Below are 23,777 nucleotides of genomic sequence, written 5' to 3' on the forward strand. Positions count from 1 at the left end.
TTTTCGTATCATATTCTTATTGGATTATTCCTGTTTTTACAGCACAATGGGTCTGCCGACTGATTAATGAGGGTTAATCAGTAAGCAGTGGCATATATAAAGGCATATATATATAACAGAGGGTTAATAACATGAAAGTTAAAGTACTGTCCCTCCTGGTACCGGCTCTGCTGGTAGCGGGCGCAGCAAATGCGGCTGAAATTTATAACAAAGATGGCAACAAATTAGATCTGTACGGTAAAGTCGATGGCCTGCACTACTTCTCCAGCGACAACGGTTCTGACGGCGACCAATCCTACGTTCGTCTGGGCTTCAAAGGCGAAACTCAGGTTAACGACCAGCTGACCGGTTACGGCCAGTGGGAATACAACGTTCAGGCGAACAACACTGAAGGTTCTTCTGACCAGGCCTGGACCCGTGTAGGCTTCGCGGGTATCCGTGTTGCTGACGCTGGTTCTTTCGACTACGGTCGTAACTACGGCGTTGTTTACGACGTGACCTCCTGGACCGACGTTCTGCCGGAATTCGGCGGCGACACCTACGGTTCTGACAACTTCATGCAATCCCGTGCGAACGGCGTTGCAACCTACCGTAACACCGACTTCTTCGGTCTGGTTGACGGTCTGAACTTTGCTCTGCAGTATCAGGGTAAAAACGGCAGCGTATCAGGTGAAGGCGCAACGGCTAACGGTCGTCAGGCTCTGAAACAGAACGGCGACGGTTTCGGCGGTTCTATCACTTATGATATCGGTGCAGGCTTCAGCGTTGGTGGTGCAATCTCCTCCTCCAAACGTACTACCGAGCAGAACACCAGCACCTTCAACACCACCGATGCTGCTGGTAACGTGACTAGCACCAGCAAAATCTACGGTAGCGGCGATCGCGCTGAAACCTACTCTGCTGGCCTGAAATATGACGCGAACAACGTCTATCTGGCAACGCAGTACACCCAGACCTACAACGCAACTCGTTTCGGTGGTTCCCCGAACGCTGGCGTTTACGGTTTTGCTGACAAAGCACAGAACTTTGAAGTGGTTGCACAGTACCAGTTCGACTTCGGTCTGCGTCCATCCATTGCTTACCTGCAGTCTAAAGGTAAAAACATCAATAACGGCGTAGTGAACTACGGTGACCAGGATCTGCTGAAATACATCGACCTGGGCGCGACTTACTACTTCAACAAAAACATGTCCACCTACGTTGACTACAAAATCAACCTGCTGGACAAAAACGACTTCACTCAGTCAGCCGGTATCTCTACCGACAACGTTGTTGCACTGGGTATGGTTTACCAGTTCTAATACTGATAACACCGTTGCATAAGGGGCCTTTGGCCCCTTTTTTTATGCCTGAACACCACAAATTAGTGTACTCTTGCGCCGATTGCAGGAGGGTAATAACGGATGGAAATGACTTTTTTACGCATGGCGCTATTGAGCGTCGCAATAGTACTGACGGGCTGCGATAACGCCAGCGAGCCGGCTGCGCCAAAAGCGACGGCGACCGTACTGGAAGGGAAAACCATGGGCACCTTCTGGCGGGTGAGCGTGGTGGGGATTGATAAAGACCGGGCCGAAGCGCTGCGCAACAAGGTGCAGACGCAGCTGGACGGCGATGACCGTCTGTTGTCGACCTGGAAGAACGACTCGGCGCTGATGCGCTTCAACCACTCGCAGAGCACGACGCCGTGGCCGGTGAGCGAAGCCATGGCCGATATCGTGACGGAATCACTGCGTATCGGGCGTAAAACCGCTGGCGCAATGGATATCACCGTTGGCCCGCTGGTCAACCTCTGGGGCTTTGGTCCGGATAAACAGCCGGTGAGTACGCCGACCCAGACGCAGATTGACGCCGCTAAAGCGCGCACCGGGCTGGACAAACTGACGGTGATCAACCGCGCGGATCGGCAGTATTTACAAAAATCGATCCCGGATCTGTACGTCGATCTCTCTACCGTAGGCGAGGGTTACGCCGCCGATCATCTGGCGCGCCTGATGGCGGAAGAAGGCATCTCGCGTTATCTGGTCTCCGTTGGTGGGGCGCTGGTGAGCCGTGGGATGAACGGCGACGGTCAGCCGTGGCGCGTGGCTATTCAGAAACCGACCGACCGTGAGAACGCGGTCCAGGCGATCGTCGATATTAACGGCCACGGTATCAGCACCTCCGGAAGCTACCGCAACTATTACGAGCTTGACGGCCAGCGGATCTCACACGTAATCGACCCGCAAACCGGGCGGCCGATTACTCACAAGCTGGTGTCCGTCACCGTGATCGCGCCGACCGCGCTGGAAGCCGATGGCTGGGATACTGGCCTGATGGTGCTGGGTACCGAAAAGGCCCAGCAGGTGGTGCGCGAGCAGGGGCTGGCTGTGTATATGATTATGAAAGAAGGCGACGGTTTCACCACCTGGATGTCACCACAGTTCCGCGCTTTCCTGGTCAGCGGCAAAAATTAAAAAGCAAGATTGCGGGTTTTTTAATGCCTCCTTTCTGGCACGGTGACGATTACACTAAGAGGAGGAGCCCGCAATGACTATTCATTCTCTCTATACCGACGAGGCGCGCTGGCAGGCGGTTCTCGATCGCGATGTTCAGGCCGACGGTCAGTTCGTGTTTGCCGTACTGACCACCGGTATCTTTTGCCGTCCGTCCTGCCGCGCGCGCCATGCGCTGCGCCAGAACGTACGTTTCTATCGCGACGCCAGCGCCGCGCTGGCGGGCGGTTTCCGCCCCTGCAAACGCTGCCAGCCCGACCGCCTTTCTCCTGAACAGCAAAATATAGCCAAAGTGGCCCGCGCCTGTCGGCTGCTGGAGCAGGACAGCCCGGTCACGCTTGAGGCACTGGCACAGGCTGTGGCGGTTAGCCCATACCACTTTCATCGCTTATTTAAGTCCATAACCGGCCTGACGCCAAAAGCCTGGCAGCAGGCCTGGCGGGCGAACCGGCTGCGCGAGGCCCTGCGTGAGGGGGAGCCGGTCACGCAGGCGGTGCTGGCCGCAGGGTTTCCGTCAAGCAGCAGTTACTATCGCCATGCCGATGCACTGCTGGGAATGACGGCGCGCGCGCGACGTCAGGGTGGCAAAGCGGCGCAGATTCACTATACCGTCGGTGAGTGTTCACTGGGGCGCTGCCTGGTCGCGCTGAGCGAGCGCGGCGTGTGCGCCGTACTGCTTGGCGATGATGATGCCGGGCTGCTGGCCGAACTACAGCACAGTTTTCCTGCCGCCGAGCTGCTGGAGGGCGATGCGCTGGTCAGCGAGCAAACCCGTGCCGTGATTGCCAGCCTTGAGCCTCATGCTGCGGCGCTCAACCTGCCGCTGGATATTCGCGGCACCGCGTTTCAGCAGCAGGTCTGGCAGGCGCTGCGCGCGATTCCTGCCGGTGAAACCCGAAGCTACCAGCAGGTAGCGGCCGCTATCGGCAGGCCCAAAGCGGTGCGTGCGGTTGCCAGCGCCTGTGCGGCCAATCGGCTGGCCATTCTGGTGCCCTGTCACCGGGTCGTTCGCGGCGACGGCAGTCTGTCAGGCTACCGCTGGGGGGCGACGCGCAAAGCCCGGCTGTTGCAGCGGGAAAAAGCTGAGGAGGGGGAATGTTAGATTTATTTGCCGAAGAGACGCCATGGTCAGAGCCGCTGGCACCCGGCGCGATGATTGTGCGTCGGCTGGCGCGCGAGCACAGCACGGTATTGTTAGCTGCGATTGAACAGGTGGCCGCCGTCTCGCCGTTTCGCCATATGGTGACGCCGGGCGGTTACACCATGTCGGTGGCGATGACTAACTGCGGGCCGCTAGGCTGGAGCACCGATCGCCATGGCTACTGTTATGCGTCGGTCGATCCGCTCAGCGGCCGATCCTGGCCGGCGATGCCCGCGTGCTTTCGCCAGCTTGCACAGGCGGCGGCGGAACGCGCCGGTTACCGAGGCTTTGACCCGGACGCTTGCCTGATTAACCGCTATCAGCCGGGGGCCAAATTGTCGCTGCACCAGGATAAAGACGAAGCGCGCCTGGATGCACCGATCGTCTCGGTCTCGCTTGGGCTGCCCGCCGTGTTTCAGTTTGGCGGCTTACGGCGCAGCGATCCGCTGCGGCGGGTGCTGCTCGAGCACGGTGACGTGGTGGTGTGGGGCGGTGAATCACGGCTGTTCTATCACGCGATTCTGCCGCTGAAAGAAGGTTGTCATCCGCAGGTTGGACCGTGGCGCTATAACCTGACCTTCCGCCGCGCCGCATGATAACGAATAAAAATAAGAATTATTCTTGATGTGGTAGCTCAGCAGTTTACACTGCTGGCTGTTTTGATTGCTCTGGTTGCTGTTATGGAACTTCTGTTACTTGTCTGGCGTCAGTATCGCTGGCCCTTTATCGGCGTTATCGCCCTGAGCCTGCTGAGCGCCGCACTCGGTATCGGGCTTATCGCCTTCATCAACGTACGTCTGATTGAGACGGTCGACACGACGCTCGCCGTACTGCCAGAATTTCTCGGCCTGCTGTTGCTGCTGATGGCGGTCACCCTGGGCTCGCAGCTCGCGCTGACGACCCTGGGCCATCATTTTGTCTATCGCCTGCGCCGCGAGTTTATCAAACGGATCCTCGACACGCAGGTCGAGCGCGTAGAGAAGCTCGGCAGCGCCTCGCTGCTGGCGGGCCTGACCAGCGATATCCGTGCCATCACCATTGCCTTTGTGCGCCTGCCGGAGCTGGTGCAGGGCATTATCCTGACCGTTGGCTCGGCGGCCTACCTGGCCATGCTGTCGACGAAAATGCTGCTGATCACCGCGCTGTGGATGGCGCTGACCATCTGGGGCGGCTTTATGCTGGTGGCGCGGGTGTATCGCCATATGGCGACGCTGCGCGAAACCGAGGACCGGCTGTATAACGATTATCAGACGGTGCTGGAAGGGCGCAAAGAGCTGACCCTCAATCGTGAACGCGCGGAGTACGTGTTTGAGAAAAAATTCACGCCGAATGCTCAGGACTATCGTCATCATATTGTGCGTGCCGACACGTTCCACCTGAGCGCCGTTAACTGGTCGAACATTATGATGCTGGGCGCCATTGGCCTGGTGTTCTGGATGGCGAACAGCCTCGGCTGGGCCGATACCAACGTCGCTGCCACTTATTCACTGACGCTGCTGTTCCTGCGCACGCCGCTGTTGTCGGCGGTGGGGGCGTTGCCTACGCTGCTGAGCGCACAGGTGGCCTTTAACAAGCTGAATAAGTTCGCGCTGGCGCCGTTCAGGGAGTCCTTCCCGCAGCCCACGGCCCACCCGAACTGGCAGACGCTGGAACTGCGTGACGTCACTTTCCACTATGAAGACAACACGTTTGCGGTGGGTCCGCTGAATCTGACGCTCAAGCGCGGTGAGCTGGTGTTCTTGATTGGTGGTAACGGCAGCGGCAAGTCGACGCTGGCGATGCTGTTGACCGGGCTTTATCAGCCGGTGTCCGGGCAGATCCTGCTGGACGGCCAGCCGCTGGCGGCCGATAAACCGGAAGACTACCGGAAGCTGTTCTCGGCGGTATTCACCGACGTCTGGCTGTTTGATCAACTGCTGGGGCCGGAAGGCCAGGTTGCCGATCCGGCGCTGGTCGATAAATGGCTGGCTCAGCTGCAGATGACACATAAAGTGGCGCTGGAAGGCGGGCGCATTCTTGACCTGAAGCTGTCCAAAGGACAGAAGAAACGCGTGGCGCTGCTGCTGGCGCTGGCGGAAGAGCGCGACATCATTATGCTTGATGAATGGGCCGCCGATCAGGATCCGCATTTCCGCCGCGAGTTCTATCAGGTATTGCTGCCGTTAATGCAGCAGATGGGGAAAACGATTTTCGCCATCAGCCACGACGACCATTACTTTATTCACGCCGACCGGTTGCTGGAAATGCGCAACGGTCAGCTCAGTGAGCTGGTCGGCGAGGAGCGCGAGCGGGCTTCCCGCGACGCGGTGGCTCGTACCGCCTGATTTTTTTAACCGTTCTGCCGCTTTTTTCAGCGTCCGAACGGCCCGTTTAAACTTTTTTACATCTCTGCGCGCTATGCTTAATTCGCCCGGCGATCCGTCCGGGCGATGTCCCACGAATAAGGATTATTCATGCCACTGTTGAAAAAGAACAGCGCCCGTTTGCGCGATGAAGAGCGTCAGCGCCTGATTTGGCTGTTAACCACCGATAAAGCCGTCACTTCCGCGCTGCTGGGCAAGCTGACGCTTGCAGAGCAGTACGATGAAGGCACGCTGGCTGACGACCTGGCGGAAGTCGGCGCGCTGGTGGCGCATCTGCCGCCGCCGGATCTTGCCGATACGCTGGAAGCGCTGCCGTCCGAAGAACGCCATGCGCTGTGGAATATGGTCGAAGATGACCGCCGCGGGAAAGTGCTGCTGGAAGCATCGGAGAACGTCTGGGACGACCTCATTGAAGATATGAGCGACCGGGCGTTGCTCGATGCACTGCAAACGCTGGATATTGACGAACAAATCTACCTGGTGCAGCACCTGCCGCGTGACCTGACCGGACGTCTGCTGGCGTCGATGTCGCCAGCGGAACGCGCGCGTGTGCATCAGGTAATGAACTATGCCCACGACCAGGTGGGGTCAATTATGGAGTTCGAGGTGATCACTATTCGCCCGGACGTCACGTTGGCCTCGGTACAGCGCTTCCTGCGTCGGTTGGGCAAAATGCCGGAAAACACCGATAAACTGTTCGTCGTGCAGCGCGATCAGACCCTGATTGGCGAGCTGGAGCTGAAAACAATTTTGCTCAACTCGGCCGATAAACACGTTCACGAGGTGATGGAGCCCGATCCGGTGGCTTTTCACCCGGAAGAAAAATCGGAAATTGTTGCCCGTACCTTCGAACGTGACAACCTGATCAGCGCCGCGGTCATTGATACCCATGGCAAGCTGATGGGGCGTCTGACCATCGATGAGATCGTTGACGTCGTGTATGAGGAAACCGACAGCGACCTGCGTCGAATGGGCGGTCTGAGCAGCGAGGAAGACGTCTTTGCGCCAGTGACCAAAGCGGTAAAAACCCGCTGGGCGTGGCTGGCGATTAACCTGTGTACGGCGTTTATTGCCTCGCGGGTGATTGACGGTTTTGAACACACCATTTCTCAGCTGGTGGCGCTGGCGTCGTTGATGCCGATTGTTGCCGGGATAGGCGGTAATACCGGTAACCAGACCATCACAATGATCGTTCGTGCATTGGCCCTTCAGCATATTCAGCCGGGGAACTTTTCGTTTCTGATCCTGCGTGAAATGGGAGTCGCGCTGATTAACGGTATCGTCTGGGGCGGCATTATGGGCACCGTCACCTGGCTGTTGTACGACGATCTGGCGCTCGGCGGCGTGATGACGCTGGCGATGATCCTTAACCTGCTGGTGGCCTCAATCATGGGGGTGTTGATCCCGATGATCATGGCGAAGCTCGGGCGCGACCCGGCGGTCGGCTCGAGCGTGATGATTACCGCCATCACCGATACCGGCGGGTTCTTTATTTTTCTGGGGCTGGCGACGGTGTTTCTGCTTTAAGCTTCGCCCGCTGTTTCAGGCGTGCGGGCACCAGCACCATCATTATAATACCGGCCAGCACGCCAATGGCCAGGTTTCCGGTACTGACCGTCGCTGCGACGGTCACCAGCATCACCAGCGTTTCCGGCCACGGCGTCCGCTTCAGCGACGCTGGCTGGAGGCTTGGCCAGTTGAACGTCTTAAATGCCACAATCACCATAATGCCAGCCAGCACCGACATCGGTATTTTTGCCATCACTTCGCTGAGCGCGGTGACCAGCAGCAACAGCACCAGCGCTGCAGCAACGGTGGAAATTCGGCTGCGGGCTCTCCCCATTTCAACGTTAACGATGGTCTGACCGATCATGGCGCAGCCGGCAATACCGCCGTAGCAGCCGGCCAGGATATTGGCGATGCCCAGACCGGCGCTTTCCCGCGTTTTGTTTGACGGTGTCGCGCTGAGATCGTCCACCAGTTTAGCGGTCAGCAGCGATTCCATCAGCCCGACGAAGGCGATGCTCAGGGCGCAGGGCCAGATAATTTTCAGGGTGTTGAGGTCCAACGGTACCTGCCACTGAGTCAGACCCGGCAGGCCGCCGCTCATTGAGCCTTCATCACCGACGGTTGGCAGAATTTGCCCGCTGGTGACGGTAAACAGAGTCAGCAGCACGATGGCGACCAGTGGGGAAGGGATGCTTTTCATCACGCGCGGTAGCCACAGGACGATAAGCATCGTGGCGACAAACAGCGCAACGATAAGCGGATTCCGACTCCAGAAGTGCGGAACCTGAGCAAAAAAGATCAGAATGCCCAGCGCATTCACGAAGCCGGTCATCACCGCATGCGGGATAAAACGCATCAGCTTCGCCATACCGCAAAGGGCAAATAAAATTTGAATGATGCCAGCCAGCAGCACCGCCGGTAGAATGTACGCCACGCCGTGCGCATGCACCATCGGGCCGATCACCAGCGCCACTGAGCCCGCGGCAGCAGTGACCATCGCCGGGCGGCCGCCGAGAAACGACATACTCAGGCACAGGACGACCGAGGCGATCAGGCTGACCTTGGGGTCAACGCCGGCAATGACCGAAAACGAGATCACTTCAGGAATTAATGCCAGCGCGGTGATGACGCCAGCGAGCACTTCGCGCGTAAACAGCGACGGTGAGCGCAAAACGCTCAGGGATGAGGTGTTTGACATAGGGTGTTCGCAGGTTATCGATGGCCGGTTTTCTATAAGCCACAGCTTGCGTGCGTACCATCACAAAGGGGAGAATAATACCGCTTCCCGTCACATTCTACTAGTACCAAATCTCATTTTCTGTACACATTTATTAAACATTTTAATAACAGATCTCAAAACTCAACTTAAATTTTAAACAATATTTAAATTTACCCGCCCTGGTGGTAACGTAACCGTACGGATGTTTTTACCTGCGTGTAACAACTCGAAAGTCAAGTAAGGCCCCCTACGATGAAAAAAAACATAGCTGTACCCAACTCACAGAAATCGGGTACCGAGAAGACTTCTGTGGCGAATAAGGCGAAGACTCGTGCGGTGCATGAGACAGATGTATTGCTGATCGGTGGCGGAATTATGAGCGCTACGCTGGGTACATGGCTGGAGGAACTGGAGCCAGACTGGTCGATTACCATGGTTGAGCAGATGGAGAGCGTGGCGGAAGAGAGCTCAAACGGCTGGAACAACGCCGGAACCGGGCATTCGGCGCTGATGGAACTCAACTATACCCCACAAAAAGCGGATGGCTCCGTCAGCATCGAAAAAGCCATTGATATCAACGAAGCCTTCCAGATCTCGCGTCAATTCTGGGCCCACCAGGTGACGCGAGGCGTGCTGACGCAGCCGAAAAGCTTTATTAATACCGTGCCGCACATGAGCTTTGTGTGGGGCGATGACAACGTTAATTTCCTGCGCGCCCGCTATCGCGCGCTGCAGAAGAGCCCGCTGTTTAACGGCATGCGCTATTCCGAAGACCACGAGCAGATCAAAGCGTGGGCTCCGCTGGTGATGGAAGGACGTGATCCGCAGCAGAAAATTGCGGCGACTCGTACCGAAGCCGGCACTGACGTCAACTATGGCGAAATTACCCGCCAGCTGATCAACGCACTGAAAAAGCGCGATCGTTTTTCCCTACAGCTGAACACCGTGGTGCGTCGTTTCCGTCGTAACGCCGATAACAGCTGGAGCGTGACGGTATCTGATGCCAACAATAGCCATGAGAAACGCACCATTAAGGCGAAGTTTATCTTTATTGGTGCGGGCGGTGCTGCGTTGAAACTGCTGCAGCAGACCAAAATTCCACAGGCCAAAGAGTACGCGGGTTTCCCGGTTGGCGGCCAGTTCCTGGTGTGTGAAAACCCGGACGTGGTGAACCATCACCTGGCGAAAGTTTATGGTCAGGCTGATGTTGGCGCGCCGCCAATGTCGGTGCCGCACATTGATACCCGTATTATTGATGGTAAGCGCGTGGTGTTGTTTGGGCCGTTTGCGACCTTCTCAACGCGTTTTCTGAAAAATGGATCGCTGTGGGACCTGCTGGCCTCGACCAATAAATCCAACATTCTGCCGATGCTTAACGTCGGGCTGGATAACTTCGATCTGGTTAAATATCTGGTCAGCCAGGTGCTACAGAAAGATAAGGACCGTCATGTGGCGCTGCGTGCCTACTATCCGATGGCGAAAAAACAGGACTGGCGCCTGTGGCAGGCGGGCCAGCGTGTGCAGATAATCAAACGTGACGCGCGGATTGGCGGCGTGCTGCGTCTGGGGACTGAAGTTGTCAGCGACGATGAAGGGACCGTTGCCGCGCTGCTCGGCGCATCGCCGGGGGCGTCGACCGCTGCGCCGATAATGCTTGAGCTGATGGAAAAAGTGTTTAAGGATAAAATGCAGACCGCAGAGTGGCAGACGAAGATTCGCCAGGTTGTGCCAACCTATGGCTCAACGTTAACTGAGAATCCGCATCTGATTGATAAAACGCTGGCCTATACCAGTGAAGTGCTGGGCCTGCGTCATGAAGGCGTTCGCGAGGCGGATCCTGTCCCGGCCGTTCAGACCGCGCCGAAGGCGGTACCGGTGAAAGAGATTGCGGATATTGCGCTGTAAGGTATGAACGTGACCCGCGGCGTAATTTCTGGTCACGAGAGATAAAAAAACCGGCGAATGCCGGTTTTTTTATTGTCACCTCAAGCCCGTCAGGGGGAGATTAACGCACTTCGGCGTTATGCACCGTTTCCTGAGCCTGCCAGATGCGATATTTGACTTCGACATTCTCGGGCGCGTAGACCACGATCGGCAGCTTGCTGTTGTAGCGCAGCATAGCGTCATCGCCTAGCGAAGCGGTGATGAATTTCTTGGTTTTTTCCTGGTTCGGGCAGGCCATCATGGTTGACGCCGGGCCGCTGATTTTTTCAACTACGTAATAGTCGTAGCCCCAGCCTTCCAGCGTTTTGCTTTCCAGTTCGCCGCCCAGGCGATGTTGGTTGCAGTCGACTTCCAGCGTTTTACCAATCAACAGTTCTACCTTATAGGCAGACTCATCTTTCTGCGCCGGTAGCTGAATCACCTGGCGCTTCATGCCTTTCTCAGCCTGCGGGTAAGGGGCAATTTTTTCCAGCGGCTGTTCAGCAGCCCACGCGCTGCTGGAGACGCAGGCGATGGCGAGTAATGATGCGGCAAGCTTATGTGCGTTTTTCACTGTTCATCCTTTTTATCAGTTTGCAACCGGGAGATAATATCATTCCTGGGATGAATGATAATCGTCTTTTACCAAATTTTGCATTAGGAATAGTTCTATATATCGATTTCTGCCTTATGCTTGGTTTTTTATCTCATTAGCGGGCAAGGGGCCTTACCTGTTGCGCACGTCGATGCCGCTGACGGTGAGCTGAGAAAATATCCATAAAATAAATTCCTCTGCATAAATCATCATAGTCGATGATATCCCCGATCAAAAAAAGAGATAGTTGCACCGTGAAAAAGTTTCATTGGTGTATCACAGCACATATTGCTACATTGCCGCGCCTACGTCATTTGCATTACCGAACATGAGCGCGATATTTATCTGCGCGGAATCGCCATGCTCGTTTTACGTATTAATGCGTTTGATGTTGATGTATGTGGGTTGTTAACGAGTTGGCCATATTTATTGTTTTTACATTGATATCTGACCAACGTTGTTAGTAAAAGGTAAGCTGGTTTTAATCAGTAACCGATAAATATTAATAATTTTAAAAAAGCATTATCGCTATCCGAAAGGGTAGGCGTTTTATTTGATATGGTTTGTTGTCATAGTTAAAGGTTAAATGGTGAAAAAGTTAATTGTTGTTCTCTCTTTTATTTCTGCATCTGTTTCTGCGACGGTAGATTTTAGTCATAGTGAGGTCGTCAATGAGGCTCAGGATGGTTCTTATTCTGTAAAAATGTCGGATGGTAGCGTGTGGCGCGGCGTCACTGAAAGTGAATTGACCGCACAACAAATAAAAGGCTACCAAATGCAGCAGGCGCTGCTCCATGCTCAACAAGTTAATCACTATGGCGTGAAAGGTCATTTAAATCTGACGCCGCAGATAAACCCTGGGACTATCAACGTTGCCGTCTCCAGCCTGCATTCTGAGGCTTTAATTCAGACCCCAAACGGCATTGTGAAGGCGGGTTCGCTCCCCCCTGACGCTCAGGTTGCGGTACCCTTCAATGGCGCATTCAATCAGCCGTTAAGAAGAGGGGGCGACCATGGCGGGATGAATTCCGGCGTTGAACACGGTACGGGCAACGGTGGAAATAATGCGGCTAATTCTACTAGTGCGCATGGTTTAGGTGGTGATAATCATATCGGCGGCGGCGCTGCTCAATCAGGTTCCCGAGGTCATTGGTAATGAAAAAAATAATTTTAGCTGGTCTTATTCTCTCCGTCACATTCACCGCGCAGGCCATCAGCGAGGGATATCGTAAACAGCTGGATAAATCTGGCTGTACGCAAATGAATGATGGGCACGGCTGTGATATTCACAAAACCAAAGCGCAGAATCAGGCGGCTGCTGCAAAAGCTAAGCCTGTTGCCATTGGTGAAGTCCGGGGGGATGCCGAAACAATATTAGGAATGCGTGCTAACGTTGCTCTGGATTATTTATTAAACCATAAGTATCAGCCTTATGGCGAAAGTGATTATGTCAAAGGGAAATGGATGATTAGGGTCGTCATTGATAAAAATAAAGATTACCAGGTGGTGAATGCGCAGATTCTCCCTTTTAGTCAATAAAACAATGTTCAGAAAAATACTCTATATTTTAGCGCTGCTGTGTCTGGTATCGATATTTGCAATTGGCTGTATTGCGATTGCATGGTTAATGACGCATACACGTTAAGCCTGAAGAGCAGGCATAAAAAAACCAGCCATGATGGCTGGTTTTTTTTGACTTTTTGGTCGGCACGAGAGGATTTGAACCTCCGACCCCCGACACCCCATGACGGTGCGCTACCAGGCTGCGCTACGTGCCGACGCATGAAGGCCATACTACCGCTTTTATCGCTGATTGCAAGTCGTCGGCTTGCCGATTGATTCATAATTAATCAATCAGTTAGCGATAAAGCGTTTTTCCTCTGTTAACACCTGTAACAGCAGGCTGAGCTGCGCTTTCTGGTCACGCACGCGCTCGCCTTCGGCGGTCCAGGTTTTATAGTGACCGTTACGATCGAGCACCACGCTCATCGTCGGGGTCGTAATGGCCAGCGAGTCGTTATCCGCTGAGGTGACCCAGTTATGACGGCGAGCTGCGCTGAACAGGTCCTGCCCCTGCGAGTATTCGTTGGCCGGCGTACTGACGTGCAGCAGGCGCTGCATCAGTGTCGTCATAATATCTTTATGGTTGGTCAGCAAACCAATGCGCTGCGCCGGTGTGCCCGGCCAGTGGATGACCAGCGGAACCTGAAGCTGAGCGCGTGACCACTCGAAGCTATTATTCTGCCCGTTCAGCGCGACGCCGTGGCCAGCGGTAATAATGACGACCGTATCCTTCAGCTTGCCTGAGTCACGCAGGGCGTCCAGCACGCGGCTAATTTGTTCATCAACCTGGGCGGCCGCGCGGCCGTACTGCTGATCGGTTGCCTGCGCGTTACTGACGCTGGTGCCGTTAAACGATACCCACGAGAACCAGCGGTTCTCATCCTGGGCATTGTTCTTCAGCCAGTTAATCCACTGGTTCGCCGTTTGCGTATCGTTCTGCGCTTTGCCCGGCGGCAGCGAGAAGTCGGACAGCAGCGCCTGACGATAAATCGGGCTTTCAAAACCGTCGGAAGAGAACAGCCCCAGCTGGTAGCCCTGCTGGTTCAGTGCGCTGATCAGCGCCGCGGGAATACGTGCGGCCAGGACGCCATCCATGTAGGTTGGTGAAATACCGTAGAACAGTCCGAAGAGACCGTTATCGGCGGTATTCCCGGCGCTCATATGTTGGGTAAAGTTGACGTTATCGTGGGCAAAACGCGCCAGCGATGGCATCTGTTTTTCGAACCGTGAGTAGTTCAGGCCATCGACGGTAATCAGCAGTACGTTCTGCCCGGCACCCATATCGCGGAAGCGCAGATCGCTAAGCGGATATTGTACGGTGACGGCTTCAGGATCGCCCTGTTCAACCAGACGGCGCTGGTAGTCCTGGGCGTCGAGCAGACCGTGTTTTTCCAGGAAGCGGCGGGCCGTCATCGGATAGGAAAGCGGCAGGTTAGCGCGCTGCATGGTAATCGGGCGATAGAAGTTCGCATCCGCCCAGATATACATCACGTGCGAGGCAATAAAGGACGCAAAGAAGAACCATGCCACCGGGCGCGCATAGTGGCGGCGGCGCGTCAGGCTGCGTAGCTTCTGCCAGCTCCAGGTTGCAAAGAGCATTTCTACGAGCAGGATAACCGGCACGCTGATAAACATGAGCTGCCAGTCGCGGGCCGTCTCGTTTTGATCGGGGTTGATCACCAGCTCCCATACCACCGGATTAAGGTGCAGGTGGAAGCGGGTAAAGACCTCGCTATCGATAAGCAGCAGCGTCATGCCCGCCGTCGCCAGAATGGCGGACAAGAAGCGCATCAGGCGCTGGGACATGACGACAAAGGTCAGGGGGAACAGTATCAGCAGGTAGGCAGAGAACACCAGAAAGCTGAAGTGCCCGACAAGGCTGATGTAGGAGAAAACGCGTCCGGCCAGCGTTGTCGGCCAGTCGGCAACAAACAGATAGCGGCTACCGAGCACCATGGCCAACAGCATGTTGAACAGGGCGAACCAGTGCCCCCAGCTAACCATCTGGGAGACTTTTTCTCGATAGGGCTGACGATGTGTCACCATAAACTGTTGCTTGTACCCTTAGTGCGCAGGATCGCTATCAATGGAAGATTGCAGCGCCTGGGCAAAAGAACGTGCGATAGCCTGGCGTTGAGCCGGAGCTACGCTGCTGTTAATCAGGTTGGTCACCATATTACCCAGAACCATCAGCGAAAGGTCGGTCGGGGCTTTATGTTGTTCCAGCACGTTAGCCAGCTCGCTCAGCAGCTGTTCTACGTGTTCATCACTATAGCGGGATTGTTGTGGCATAAATCGAAATCTGTCTGTTCATTAAAGGGCAGTATATTACCGTAGCAGCAGCATTTTTTCCGCTTTTTTTCGGCGTAACGCGTTATCCTTTGCGCATTATACTGCCGCGACCTCGGTAAAGTGCGTGTTGCACAGTGACATCGGGGGTGGTTGAATACACCCGATCATTAAGGAGAGTTTAACATGAGTCTGGATATCGACCAGATTGCTTTGCATCAGCTCGTCAAACGCGACGAGCAAAACCTTGACGTGGTGCTGCGCGACACGCTGCTGGAGCCAACCGCGCCGGTTGAAGAAATGATGGCAGAGTTGCATCGGGTGTACAGCGCAAAGAACAAGGCCTACGGCCTGTTTACTGAAGAAAGCGAGCTGGCGCAGGCGCTGAAACTGCAGCGTCAGGGCGAGGAAGACTTCCTGGCGTTCAGCCGTGCGGCCACCGGCCGTCTGCGTGACGAACTGGCGAAGTATCCGTTTGCCGACGGCGGCATCGTGCTGTTTTGCCACTATCGTTATCTGGCGGTGGAATACCTGCTGGTGGCGGTGCTCAATAACCTGAGCAGTATGCGCGTTAACGAACAGCTGGATATCAGCGCGACCCACTACCTGGACATTAACCACGCGGATATCGTGGCGCGTATTGATTTAACCGAGTGGGAAACTAATCCGGAGTCAACCCGCTATCTGACCTTCCTCAAAGGCCGCGTCGGCCGCAAAGTTGCCGACTTCTTTATGGACTTCCTCGGCGCCAGCGAGGGCCTTAACGCCAAGGTGCAGAACCGTGGCCTGCTGCAGGCGCTGGACGATTTTGCCGCTGAAGCGGAGCTGGATAAAAACGAACGTCAGAACGTGCGTCAGCAGGTTTACGCCTACTGCAACGAACAACTGCAGGCTGGGGAAGAAATCGAGCTGGAATCGCTGTCTAAAGAACTGTCTGGCGTGAGTGAAGTGAGCTTCAGCGAGTTTACCGCCGAAAAAGGCTACGAGCTGGAAGAGAGCTTCCCGGCGGATCGCAGCACGCTGCGTCAACTGACTAAATTTGCCGGCAGCGGCGGCGGCCTGACGATTAACTTCGACGCCATGCTGCTGGGTGAGCGTATTTTCTGGGACCCTGCGACCGACACGCTGACCATTAAAGGCACGCCTCCAAACCTGCGCGACCAGCTACAGCGCCGGACGTCAGGCAAGAGTTAACCCCTCAGAGCCCGCACGCACTGCTGCGGGCTCTGTCTATCCCCGCATTCGCGTATCTTGAGTGACCCCACTCGCAATTCTGCTATCACACCGCGCCTTAACGGGTTGAATTTTGACCTTACTCTCAGTTATTTCTTAACAAAATAAATAAAAATGCGTTTCATTTTATATGCAAAGTTATTTTGATTCGATAAAAGGAGGGCCGTTTTAGCAAAGAACGGCCTATGGCCGCGGTATTTTTTGCCTGATGCCGCGGGTAACTGAGAGGATAATTAAACATGCACAATACCTTCAGACACTCCCGGATCGCGTTAGCCTTGGCGATCGTCTTCGCTGGTGCGCTCAGCGGCTGTGATAATAGCGCTGCGGCACAGCGCGAGGGATCTGCGGCCCCACAGAATGTCCAGTCGCCGGTACTCTCCGCCGATGATACGCACGCGGTGTTGGTATGGGAAAAGCCGCTCGCCGAGGCAGAAAAGGTGGTCGATTACCATATCTACCGCGACGGGACGTTTGTGGGCAGCGTGCGGGATAACCAGGACGTTTACTCGCCGGCTAAACCCTACATTGATAATTTTTACCAAACGCTGGATGACGGCTGGCAGCAAAAGGTGGATCTGCGCAGTTTCACCGCCGATGGCCTGAAGGCCGATACGCAGTATCGCTTCACGGTTCGCGCCGTCTATGCCGATGGAAAAGAGTCTGCTGACAGCCAGCCAATAACGCTGCGTACGACCAAAACACCGCACGTGATTGATGTGAAAAGCGTGGGGGCGATAGGCGATGGCAAAACGCTGAACACGACGGCGTTACAAAAGGCGATCGACAGCTGCACGCTTGCTGCTTATCCCCAGGGGTGTAAGGTGACGATTCGCGATGGCGTCTTTAAAACCGGCGCCCTGTTCCTGCACAGCGACATGACGCTGGAAATCGCCGAAGGGGCAACCCTGCTAGGCTCGGATAATCCGGCAGACTACCCGATGAGCAAAGGTTATTTCCTCTATCCCTACACCGATAATCCGTTGCCGAAGCGCCCACCGTCGCTGATTAACGCACTGGAAGCGAACGATCGCGGTAGCTCGCATGCGGGAACCTTCCAGAATATTCGTCTGGTCGGTAAGGGTACCGTTGATGGCAACGGCTGGACGCGCGGCGTGAAGGCGGGCGGGGCGGAATCGATAGTGGATGAACTGGGCAATACCCTGCCGCAGTATCGCGCCAGCAATGCGAAGAAAGTCGGGGAAGATGGCGTACTGGCAAAAAATCAGACCGAGCAGGCGATAGCGGAAGGTATGGACCGCGATAGCGCGTATAAAAACCGTCGTTCTAGCCTGATGACGCTGCGCGGCGTGCGCAATCTTTATCTGGAAGGTCTTACCATCCTGAATCCGGCCTTCCACGGCATTATGGTGCTGGAGTCGGAGAATCTCGCCTTCAATGCGCTTAGCCATAAAACTTTCGACGGTAATAACGCCGACGGCATTGAGCTGGGCAACAGTCAGCATGGCCTGGTGTTTAACAACTTCTTTGATACCGGCGATGACGGCATGAATTTCGCCGCGGGCTACGGGAAAGGCGTGGAAACTTTTGCTCAGAAGGCGCAAAGCGGCGCGTGGATCTTTAACAACTATTTCCGCAAAGCGCACGGCGCAGTGGTAACCGGTAGTCATACCGGCGCGTGGATAGAAAAAATTATCGCCGAAGATAACGTGATGTACCTGACCGATATCGGCCTGCGCATGAAAAGTCGCCCTTATTACGGCGGCGGCGCACGTGAGGTGGTATTCCGTAATAACGCCATGAAAGACCTGGCGAAAGAACCCTTTATTTTCACTATTAAATACAGCGCGGATGTTAACGACACCACGCCAGCGGCCGAGCCTGCGCAGTTCCGCAACGTGACCGTGGAGAACGTCTCCGTGGACGGTACGGCAGCGAAGAAAAGTATTCTGGTTGACGGCATGACCGCGCAGGAAATGACGCAAGCGTACGGCATTACCTATGCGCGCGATGCTTATCATCAGGATATTGCGTTCCACAACGTGAAGTTTCGCCATACCCAGGCGAGCAATATTAGCTTCCTGCGAGACAGTCAGTTTACGCAGGTCACTTTCGATCCTGCCGGGAAAGCGTGGAACTTTGCGCAGGTGAGCGGAATTACGCTGAAAGACGGCGTGAATGATGCCGTGATATCGGCGACAGGTACGGAGAAGATTGTGCGGGATGCCGCATCGAAGTAAAAAAAACGGCTCCCATAAGGAGCCGTTCTTTCATCACGTAGATTCGTTAGCGATTAAGCGCGTACGAAGTCGATGTGAGACAGTTTCGGCTTGAACGGGTGACGCTGCACCGCCTGAGCTTTAACTTTTTCTTCTTTACCATCAACAACGATGGTCAGAACTTCGCTGTAAAATTCAGCGTTGTTCTGCAGGTTCCACAGCTTGTCGTGGTCCAGTTCGATAGCAACCGGAGCTGCTTCGCCACCATAAATGATAGCCGGGAACTTGTTAGCTGCGCGCAGGCGGCGGCTCGCACCCTTACCCTGCTCTTTACGTGCTTGTGCTTCGATAGTAAACATTGAATAGCTCTCTTGATTAATCCTGCTACAGGCGACCCAGCAGCAGGCAAATGATCTGCTTCACGGATGTGAAAGCGGGCGGCATTATAGCTTCGATTCCCCGGGCGGGCAATGAAAACCTCACCGGGAAGAGGGCGTTACGCCAGGGCTCGCTCCCTTGTCTGAATTTGACCACGCGGCTTTTCTATCCTCTACACTTAAGGCGAGCCATTTTTGACAGGAGGAGACATGAGAATATGGCCCATCGTGACGGGGGTGGCTATTTCTTTGGCGCTGGTGGCCTGCCGCTCGCCGACGCCGCCGAAAGGCGTCACGCCCATTAATGATTTTGACGCGAGCCGTTATCTGGGCAAGTGGTATGAGATTGCTCGCCTGGAGAACCGCTTTGAACGGGGATTGGAGCAGGTTAATGCAACCTATGGCAAACGGGCCGACGGCGGGATTTCTGTCGCCAACCGCGGCTTCGACCCGCAGAAAGGCGAGTGGAAGCTGAGTGAAGGGAAGGCGTATTTTACCGGTGAGCCCACGACGGCAGCGCTGAAGGTTTCCTTCTTTGGTCCGTTCTACGGTGGCTACAACGTGATTGCGTTGGATGATGAATACCAATATGCGCTGGTCAGCGGGCCCAACCGCGACTATCTGTGGATTCTGTCGCGCACGCCGACGCTGCCGCCGCAGGTACGTCAGAATTACCTGAACATTGCCCGCGGCCTCGGTTTTGCTGTCGATCGCTTGGTGTGGGTGAAGCAAACGCACAGCTAGCGTAGTTCGTTGGCCCGGCGGTAGCGCCCTTCATAGTCGAAGATCTTTTCCCGCACCTGCCAGTAGGGGCCTTTTTTGCGGGCGACGACAAAATCCGGTGCCCGCAGCAGAGCCTGCTGGCTGAGGATATCGGCGGGCGTTATCCAGCGCAGCGGTACGCCGGGCGTACGGGTATGCGGGCGAATAAACAGCTGCTCAAACGCCGTTTTCTGTGCGGGTGTGTGCAGGCGGAAGCGTTCGCTGACGTCGGCACCATCTTCGTCGTAATAGGTGATTTTCAGCCAGCCACCTTTTTCGTCCATCCCGTCCTGTAACACCATGCCGCTACAGCGCAGCACCAGCGCGTCTTTTAGCTTCAGCGCCGCCTTCAGCATATCGTCCGGGTCCACCAGTACGGTGTCGCACTCGCGACAGCGGCGGGCGGCAATATCGTTCTCGGCGTTACACTGCGGGCAGTTTTTAAAGCGGAAGCGGTAGTCGCACTGCTCGCGGTGGCCTTCATCATCCTCAAGCCAGCCCTGGCAGCGGCGGCCAAAATGCTCAATGAGCGTGCCGTCGGTGGTCATTTTGCCCCAGAAGGTATTGGCAAAGCCGCAGCCAGGGCAGAATACCTGTACCGGCACGTTATCGCTTTTACCTTTGGGTGCCCCCACTTCCGGGGCGTACAGGTCGTGTGGGTTGCCGGCGTAATCCAGAATCAGACAGTCCGTTTTCCCCGGCGCCAGCCGCAGGCCGCGGCCGACAATCTGTTGATACAGACTGATCGATTCCGTTGGGCGCAGGATAGCAATCAGATCGACGTGCGGCGCATCAAAGCCGGTCGTCAGGACCGCGACGTTCACCAGGTAGCGGAACCGCTGGTTTTTAAACGCCTCAATCAGGCTGTCGCGCTGCGGCCCCGGCGTTTCGCCGGTGATCAGCGCGGCATCATCGGCGGGCAGCAGGCCGGTGATTTCCCGGGCGTGTTCAACGGTGGCGGCGAAGATCATCACCCCTTTGCGCGTCTGTGCGAACTCTTCTATCTGGCTAATAATGTGCGGCGTGATGCGCTGCTGCTGTTTGAGTTCACGGTTGAGATCCGCCTCGCTAAACAGGCCATTGCTGTTGGCCCGCAGGCGGCTGAAATCGTACTGCACGACCGGCATGTCCAGCCGTTCCGGCGGCGTCAGGTAGCCGTGCTTTATCATGTAGCGCAGCGGCAGCTCGTAGATACAGTCGCGGAACAGGGCATTTTTATCGCCGCGCACCATACCATGATAGTGGAACTGATAAATCCAGCCTTTGCCGAGGCGGAAGGGCGTTGCCGTGAGTCCGAGCAGGCGGATCTGCGGATTGACCTTTTGCAGGTGGCCGAGGATTTGCTGGTACTGACTATCGTCGTCGTCGCTGATGCGGTGGCATTCGTCGACGATCAGCAGCGAAAACTCCCCCTGAAAATGGTCAAGATTTCGCGCTACGGACTGTACGCTGCCAAAAACCACCTTACCGTGACTCTCTTTGCGTTTCAGCCCGGCGGCATAAATATCGGCTTCCAGCCCGAGCGCGCAGTATTTGGCATGGTTCTGTGCGACCAGCTCTTTCACGTGAGCCAGCACTAGAACGCGGCCGCGCGCCAGCCGCGCCAGCTCGGCGATGACCAGACTTTTGCCTGCGCCGGTGGGGAGCACGATAACCGCAGGTTCGGTATGGCGGCGAAAGTAGGCCAGGGTGGCGTCAACCGCTTCCTGTTGATAGGGACGTAGTGTAAAAGTCATTGCCGTGATGTTAGTCCTTAATAGCCAAATAGTATGCCATGAATCTTTTCGCTTGAGTGGGATAACAAGCCCGTTATACTTAACGATTGTTACTACTCCTTTTGCGGACGTTTCGTCCGGCACCCGGCACTATTACAGGCTAAAAATACTTCATGCGACTTGATAAGTTTATCGCTCAGCAACTCGGCGTCAGCCGTGCTATTGCCGGGCGTTTGATCCGCGGGCACCACGTGACCGTTGATGACGAAGTGGTACGCGATACCGCCTTCAAACTGCAACCCGAACATAGCGTGGCCTATGAAGGCAATTCGCTGACGCAGCAGAGCGGCCCGCGCTATTTTATGCTCAACAAGCCTCAGGGCTATGTCTGCTCAACCGAAGATCCGGATCACCCGACGGTGCTGTATTTCCTTGATGAACCGGTAGCGCACAAGCTGCATGCTGCGGGGCGTCTGGATATCGACACGACCGGGCTGGTGCTGATGACCGACGACGGTCAATGGTCTCATCGCATCACCTCGCCGCGTCACCACTGCGAAAAAACCTATCTGGTGACGCTGGAAAACCCGGTAAGCGATGATACCGCCGCGCAGTTTGCCAAAGGTGTGCAGCTGCACAATGAAAAAGATCTCACCAAACCCGCCGTGCTGGAAGTGGTGACGCCTACTGAAGTGCGTCTGACCATCAGCGAAGGCCGTTACCACCAGGTAAAACGGATGTTTGCCGCCGTGGGCAACCACGTCGTAGGACTGCATCGTGAACGCATCGGCGAGATAGCCCTCGACCCCACGCTGGAGCCAGGGGAATACCGCCCATTAACCGCAGAAGAAATCGCCAGCGTTGGCGCCCCAATGCGCTAACCCACTCATTAGAGGTAGATTGTGACGTCCAGGCCGCGCTCGTCGTTAAAGATTGTTTTTATTCTTGGCCTTCTGGCCATGTTAATGCCGCTGTCGATCGACATGTACCTTCCGGCGCTGCCGGTCATTTCCGCGCAGTTTGGCGTTCCGGCCGGCAGCGCGCAGATGACCCTCAGCACCTATATTCTCGGCTTTGCGCTTGGCCAGTTGCTGTATGGCCCGATGGCCGATAGCCTGGGACGCAAGCCGGTGATCCTCGGCGGCACGCTGATCTTTGCCGCGGCGGCGGTGGCCTGTGCGCTAGCACCGACAATCGACTACCTCATCACCACGCGTTTCTTCCACGGTCTGGCGGCGGCAGCGGCAAGCGTGGTGATAAACGCCCTGATGCGCGATATTTATCCGAAAGAAGAGTTCTCGCGCATGATGTCGTTTGTCATGCTGGTGACCACCATCGCGCCGCTGGTGGCGCCGATGGTCGGCGGTGCGGTACTGGTGTGGTTTAGCTGGCATGCAATCTTCTGGATTCTGGCGTTAGCGGCGCTGCTGGCGTCGGCGATGATCTACTTCTTTATCGATGAAACGCTGCCGGTTGAGCGGCGTCAGCCGTTTCGCCTAAGCACCACGCTCGGCAACTTTGCTTCGCTGTTCCGCCACAAGCGGGTGCTGGCCTACATGCTGGCTAGCGGCTTTAGCTTTGCGGCAATGTTCTCGTTCCTGAGCGCCGGGCCGTTTGTTTACATCGAGTTGAACCACGTTTCGCCGCAGCACTTTGGCTATTATTTCGCGCTGAACATCGTTTTCCTCTTTATTACTACCACGATCAACAGCCGCTTCGTCCGCCGGGTGGGGGCGCTGTGGATGTTCCGCGCCGGGCTGCTGATTCAGTTTGCGATGGCTATCTGGATGGTGGTCACCGCGCTGCTGGACGTCGGCTTCTGGTCGCTGGTGCTGGGGATTGCGGCGTTTATCGGCTGCGTGTCGATGGTTTCTTCTAACGCCATGGCGGTCATTCTTGATGAGTTTCCGCATATGGCCGGTACGGCCTCTTCGCTGGCTGGCACCTTCCGCTTCGGTATCGGCGCCATTGTGGGTGCGCTGCTGTCGATGGCCACCTTTACCACCGCCTGGCCGATGCTCATTTCCATTGCGCTCTGCGCCTCCTGTTCCATCCTCTTCTATCTCTACGCCAGTCGACCGCGCAAAGCGTCGCACTAGTCAGCTTTTTGCAGGGGCGAAATACGCCCCTTTGTTGATACATATCAACAGAAATTGCATTGCCGCTGGGGTGTAATGTTTCTTTTATGTAAAATCCATTAATGTAAAAAGTCACATTGTTGTAGATAAAAAGATTGCGTTAGATCACAGATACGGGTACATATAGCGCGCAAATGCATCAGTACACCGAATGATGTCGTAAGAAGAATGTTGAATGCGGGCGTTTTTTTGCTGGATGCAGGACGATTTGTCAACAATGTGTTAATATGGATGTGAAATAATTGTGAAGCACTGTTGCTTCCGGGGAAAGAACG

General features: G+C 55.5%; 20 protein-coding genes and 1 tRNA gene. 14 read left to right on the forward strand and 7 right to left on the reverse strand.

The window, feature by feature from the left end; translation table 11 throughout:
* Positions 1–131: 131 nt before the first annotated feature.
* From H7R76_RS07975 to mgtE, 6 genes are all read left to right on the forward strand, one after another.
* Positions 132–1,301 (forward strand): porin OmpC, encoded by a 1,170-nt coding sequence (locus H7R76_RS07975; RefSeq protein WP_106924357.1) that lies wholly within the window; start codon positions 132–134, stop codon positions 1,299–1,301.
* A 102-nt stretch (positions 1,302–1,403) separates the two neighbouring features.
* Positions 1,404–2,456 carry an FAD:protein FMN transferase ApbE gene (gene apbE, locus H7R76_RS07980; protein ID WP_182967458.1) on the forward strand — a complete coding sequence of 351 codons (1,053 nt, stop codon included), beginning with the start codon at positions 1,404–1,406 and terminating at the stop codon, positions 2,454–2,456.
* A 73-nt stretch (positions 2,457–2,529) separates the two neighbouring features.
* Positions 2,530–3,597: a bifunctional DNA-binding transcriptional regulator/O6-methylguanine-DNA methyltransferase Ada gene (gene ada / locus H7R76_RS07985; protein ID WP_106924359.1), complete on the forward strand. Its 1,068-nt coding sequence runs from the start codon at positions 2,530–2,532 to the stop codon at positions 3,595–3,597.
* Entirely contained in the window at positions 3,591–4,232 is a 642-nt protein-coding gene (gene alkB, locus H7R76_RS07990; RefSeq protein ID WP_106924360.1) for a DNA oxidative demethylase AlkB, read from the forward strand. Before ada ends, alkB begins: the two co-directional genes overlap by 7 nt.
* Positions 4,233–4,316: 84 nt before the next feature.
* Positions 4,317–5,960, forward strand: a complete 1,644-nt coding sequence (locus H7R76_RS07995) for a multidrug ABC transporter permease/ATP-binding protein (RefSeq protein WP_106924361.1) — start codon at positions 4,317–4,319, stop codon at positions 5,958–5,960.
* A gap of 129 nt (positions 5,961–6,089) precedes the next feature.
* Positions 6,090–7,526 carry a magnesium transporter gene (mgtE, locus tag H7R76_RS08000; RefSeq protein ID WP_106924362.1) on the forward strand — a complete coding sequence of 479 codons (1,437 nt, stop codon included), beginning with the start codon at positions 6,090–6,092 and terminating at the stop codon, positions 7,524–7,526.
* On the opposite strand, the gene H7R76_RS08005 is transcribed toward mgtE, so the two are convergent.
* Positions 7,489–8,706, reverse strand: a complete 1,218-nt coding sequence (locus tag H7R76_RS08005) for a SulP family inorganic anion transporter (RefSeq protein WP_420258899.1) — start codon at positions 8,704–8,706, stop codon at positions 7,489–7,491. The genes mgtE and H7R76_RS08005 overlap by 38 nt on opposite strands.
* A 273-nt stretch (positions 8,707–8,979) precedes the next feature.
* On the opposite strand from H7R76_RS08005, the gene mqo reads away from it, so the two are divergent.
* Positions 8,980–10,632, forward strand: a complete 1,653-nt coding sequence (gene mqo / locus H7R76_RS08010; protein WP_182967460.1) for a malate dehydrogenase (quinone) — start codon at positions 8,980–8,982, stop codon at positions 10,630–10,632.
* 100 nt (positions 10,633–10,732) lie between these two features.
* On the opposite strand, the gene eco is transcribed toward mqo, so the two are convergent.
* The gene (eco, locus tag H7R76_RS08015) at positions 10,733–11,224 is read right to left on the reverse strand and encodes a serine protease inhibitor ecotin (protein ID WP_182928574.1); all 492 of its coding nucleotides are present in this window, start codon (positions 11,222–11,224) and stop codon (positions 10,733–10,735) included.
* 607 nt (positions 11,225–11,831) lie between these two features.
* Between eco and H7R76_RS08020 the strand changes: the two genes are divergently transcribed.
* Both H7R76_RS08020 and H7R76_RS08025 read left to right on the forward strand, forming a co-directional pair.
* Positions 11,832–12,401 carry a hypothetical protein gene (locus tag H7R76_RS08020; protein WP_106924366.1) on the forward strand — a complete coding sequence of 190 codons (570 nt, stop codon included), beginning with the start codon at positions 11,832–11,834 and terminating at the stop codon, positions 12,399–12,401.
* The gene (locus H7R76_RS08025) at positions 12,401–12,784 is read left to right on the forward strand and encodes a hypothetical protein (protein ID WP_182930684.1); all 384 of its coding nucleotides are present in this window, start codon (positions 12,401–12,403) and stop codon (positions 12,782–12,784) included. Before H7R76_RS08020 ends, H7R76_RS08025 begins: the two co-directional genes overlap by 1 nt.
* 162 nt (positions 12,785–12,946) lie before the next feature.
* Here H7R76_RS08025 and H7R76_RS08030 read toward each other — a convergent pair.
* From H7R76_RS08030 to H7R76_RS08040, 3 genes are all read right to left on the reverse strand, one after another.
* Positions 12,947–13,023 (reverse strand) — tRNA-Pro (locus tag H7R76_RS08030).
* Between the two features lie 76 nt (positions 13,024–13,099).
* On the reverse strand, positions 13,100–14,854 hold the full coding sequence (gene yejM, locus H7R76_RS08035; protein ID WP_182967462.1) for an LPS biosynthesis-modulating metalloenzyme YejM: 1,755 nt from the start codon (positions 14,852–14,854) through the stop codon (positions 13,100–13,102).
* An 18-nt stretch (positions 14,855–14,872) separates the two neighbouring features.
* Positions 14,873–15,100, reverse strand: coding sequence for a YejL family protein (locus tag H7R76_RS08040; protein ID WP_106924369.1), 228 nt, complete (start codon positions 15,098–15,100; stop codon positions 14,873–14,875).
* A 183-nt stretch (positions 15,101–15,283) separates the two neighbouring features.
* On the opposite strand from H7R76_RS08040, the gene yejK reads away from it, so the two are divergent.
* Positions 15,284–16,291, forward strand: coding sequence for a nucleoid-associated protein YejK (yejK, locus tag H7R76_RS08045; protein ID WP_106924370.1), 1,008 nt, complete (start codon positions 15,284–15,286; stop codon positions 16,289–16,291).
* 278 nt (positions 16,292–16,569) lie between these two features.
* Complete coding sequence (locus tag H7R76_RS08050; RefSeq protein ID WP_182967464.1) at positions 16,570–18,531, forward strand: glycosyl hydrolase family 28 protein; 1,962 nt, start codon at positions 16,570–16,572, stop codon at positions 18,529–18,531.
* Positions 18,532–18,584: 53 nt separating this feature from the next.
* Here the strand turns inward: H7R76_RS08050 and rplY are convergent, their stop codons facing one another.
* Complete coding sequence (rplY, locus tag H7R76_RS08055; protein WP_106924372.1) at positions 18,585–18,869, reverse strand: 50S ribosomal protein L25; 285 nt, start codon at positions 18,867–18,869, stop codon at positions 18,585–18,587.
* A 228-nt stretch (positions 18,870–19,097) separates the two neighbouring features.
* Here rplY and H7R76_RS08060 point away from each other — a divergent pair, with 228 nt between their 5' ends.
* The gene (locus tag H7R76_RS08060; RefSeq protein WP_106924373.1) at positions 19,098–19,631 is read left to right on the forward strand and encodes a lipocalin family protein; all 534 of its coding nucleotides are present in this window, start codon (positions 19,098–19,100) and stop codon (positions 19,629–19,631) included.
* Here the strand turns inward: H7R76_RS08060 and radD are convergent.
* Positions 19,628–21,385, reverse strand: coding sequence for a DNA repair helicase RadD (radD, locus tag H7R76_RS08065; RefSeq protein ID WP_182967466.1), 1,758 nt, complete (start codon positions 21,383–21,385; stop codon positions 19,628–19,630). The genes H7R76_RS08060 and radD overlap by 4 nt on opposite strands.
* Before the next feature lie 152 nt (positions 21,386–21,537).
* On the opposite strand from radD, the gene rsuA reads away from it, so the two are divergent.
* Positions 21,538–22,245, forward strand: a complete 708-nt coding sequence (gene rsuA / locus H7R76_RS08070) for a 16S rRNA pseudouridine(516) synthase RsuA (protein ID WP_106924375.1) — start codon at positions 21,538–21,540, stop codon at positions 22,243–22,245.
* Between the two features lie 21 nt (positions 22,246–22,266).
* A complete protein-coding gene (locus H7R76_RS08075; RefSeq protein WP_106924376.1) occupies positions 22,267–23,463 on the forward strand; it encodes a Bcr/CflA family multidrug efflux MFS transporter in 1,197 nt (398 codons plus the stop codon).
* Positions 23,464–23,777: the final 314 nt, after the last annotated feature.

This window comes from Klebsiella sp. WP8-S18-ESBL-06 (assembly GCF_014169755.1).
Taxonomy (GTDB): Bacteria; Pseudomonadota; Gammaproteobacteria; order Enterobacterales; family Enterobacteriaceae; genus Kluyvera; species Kluyvera ascorbata_B.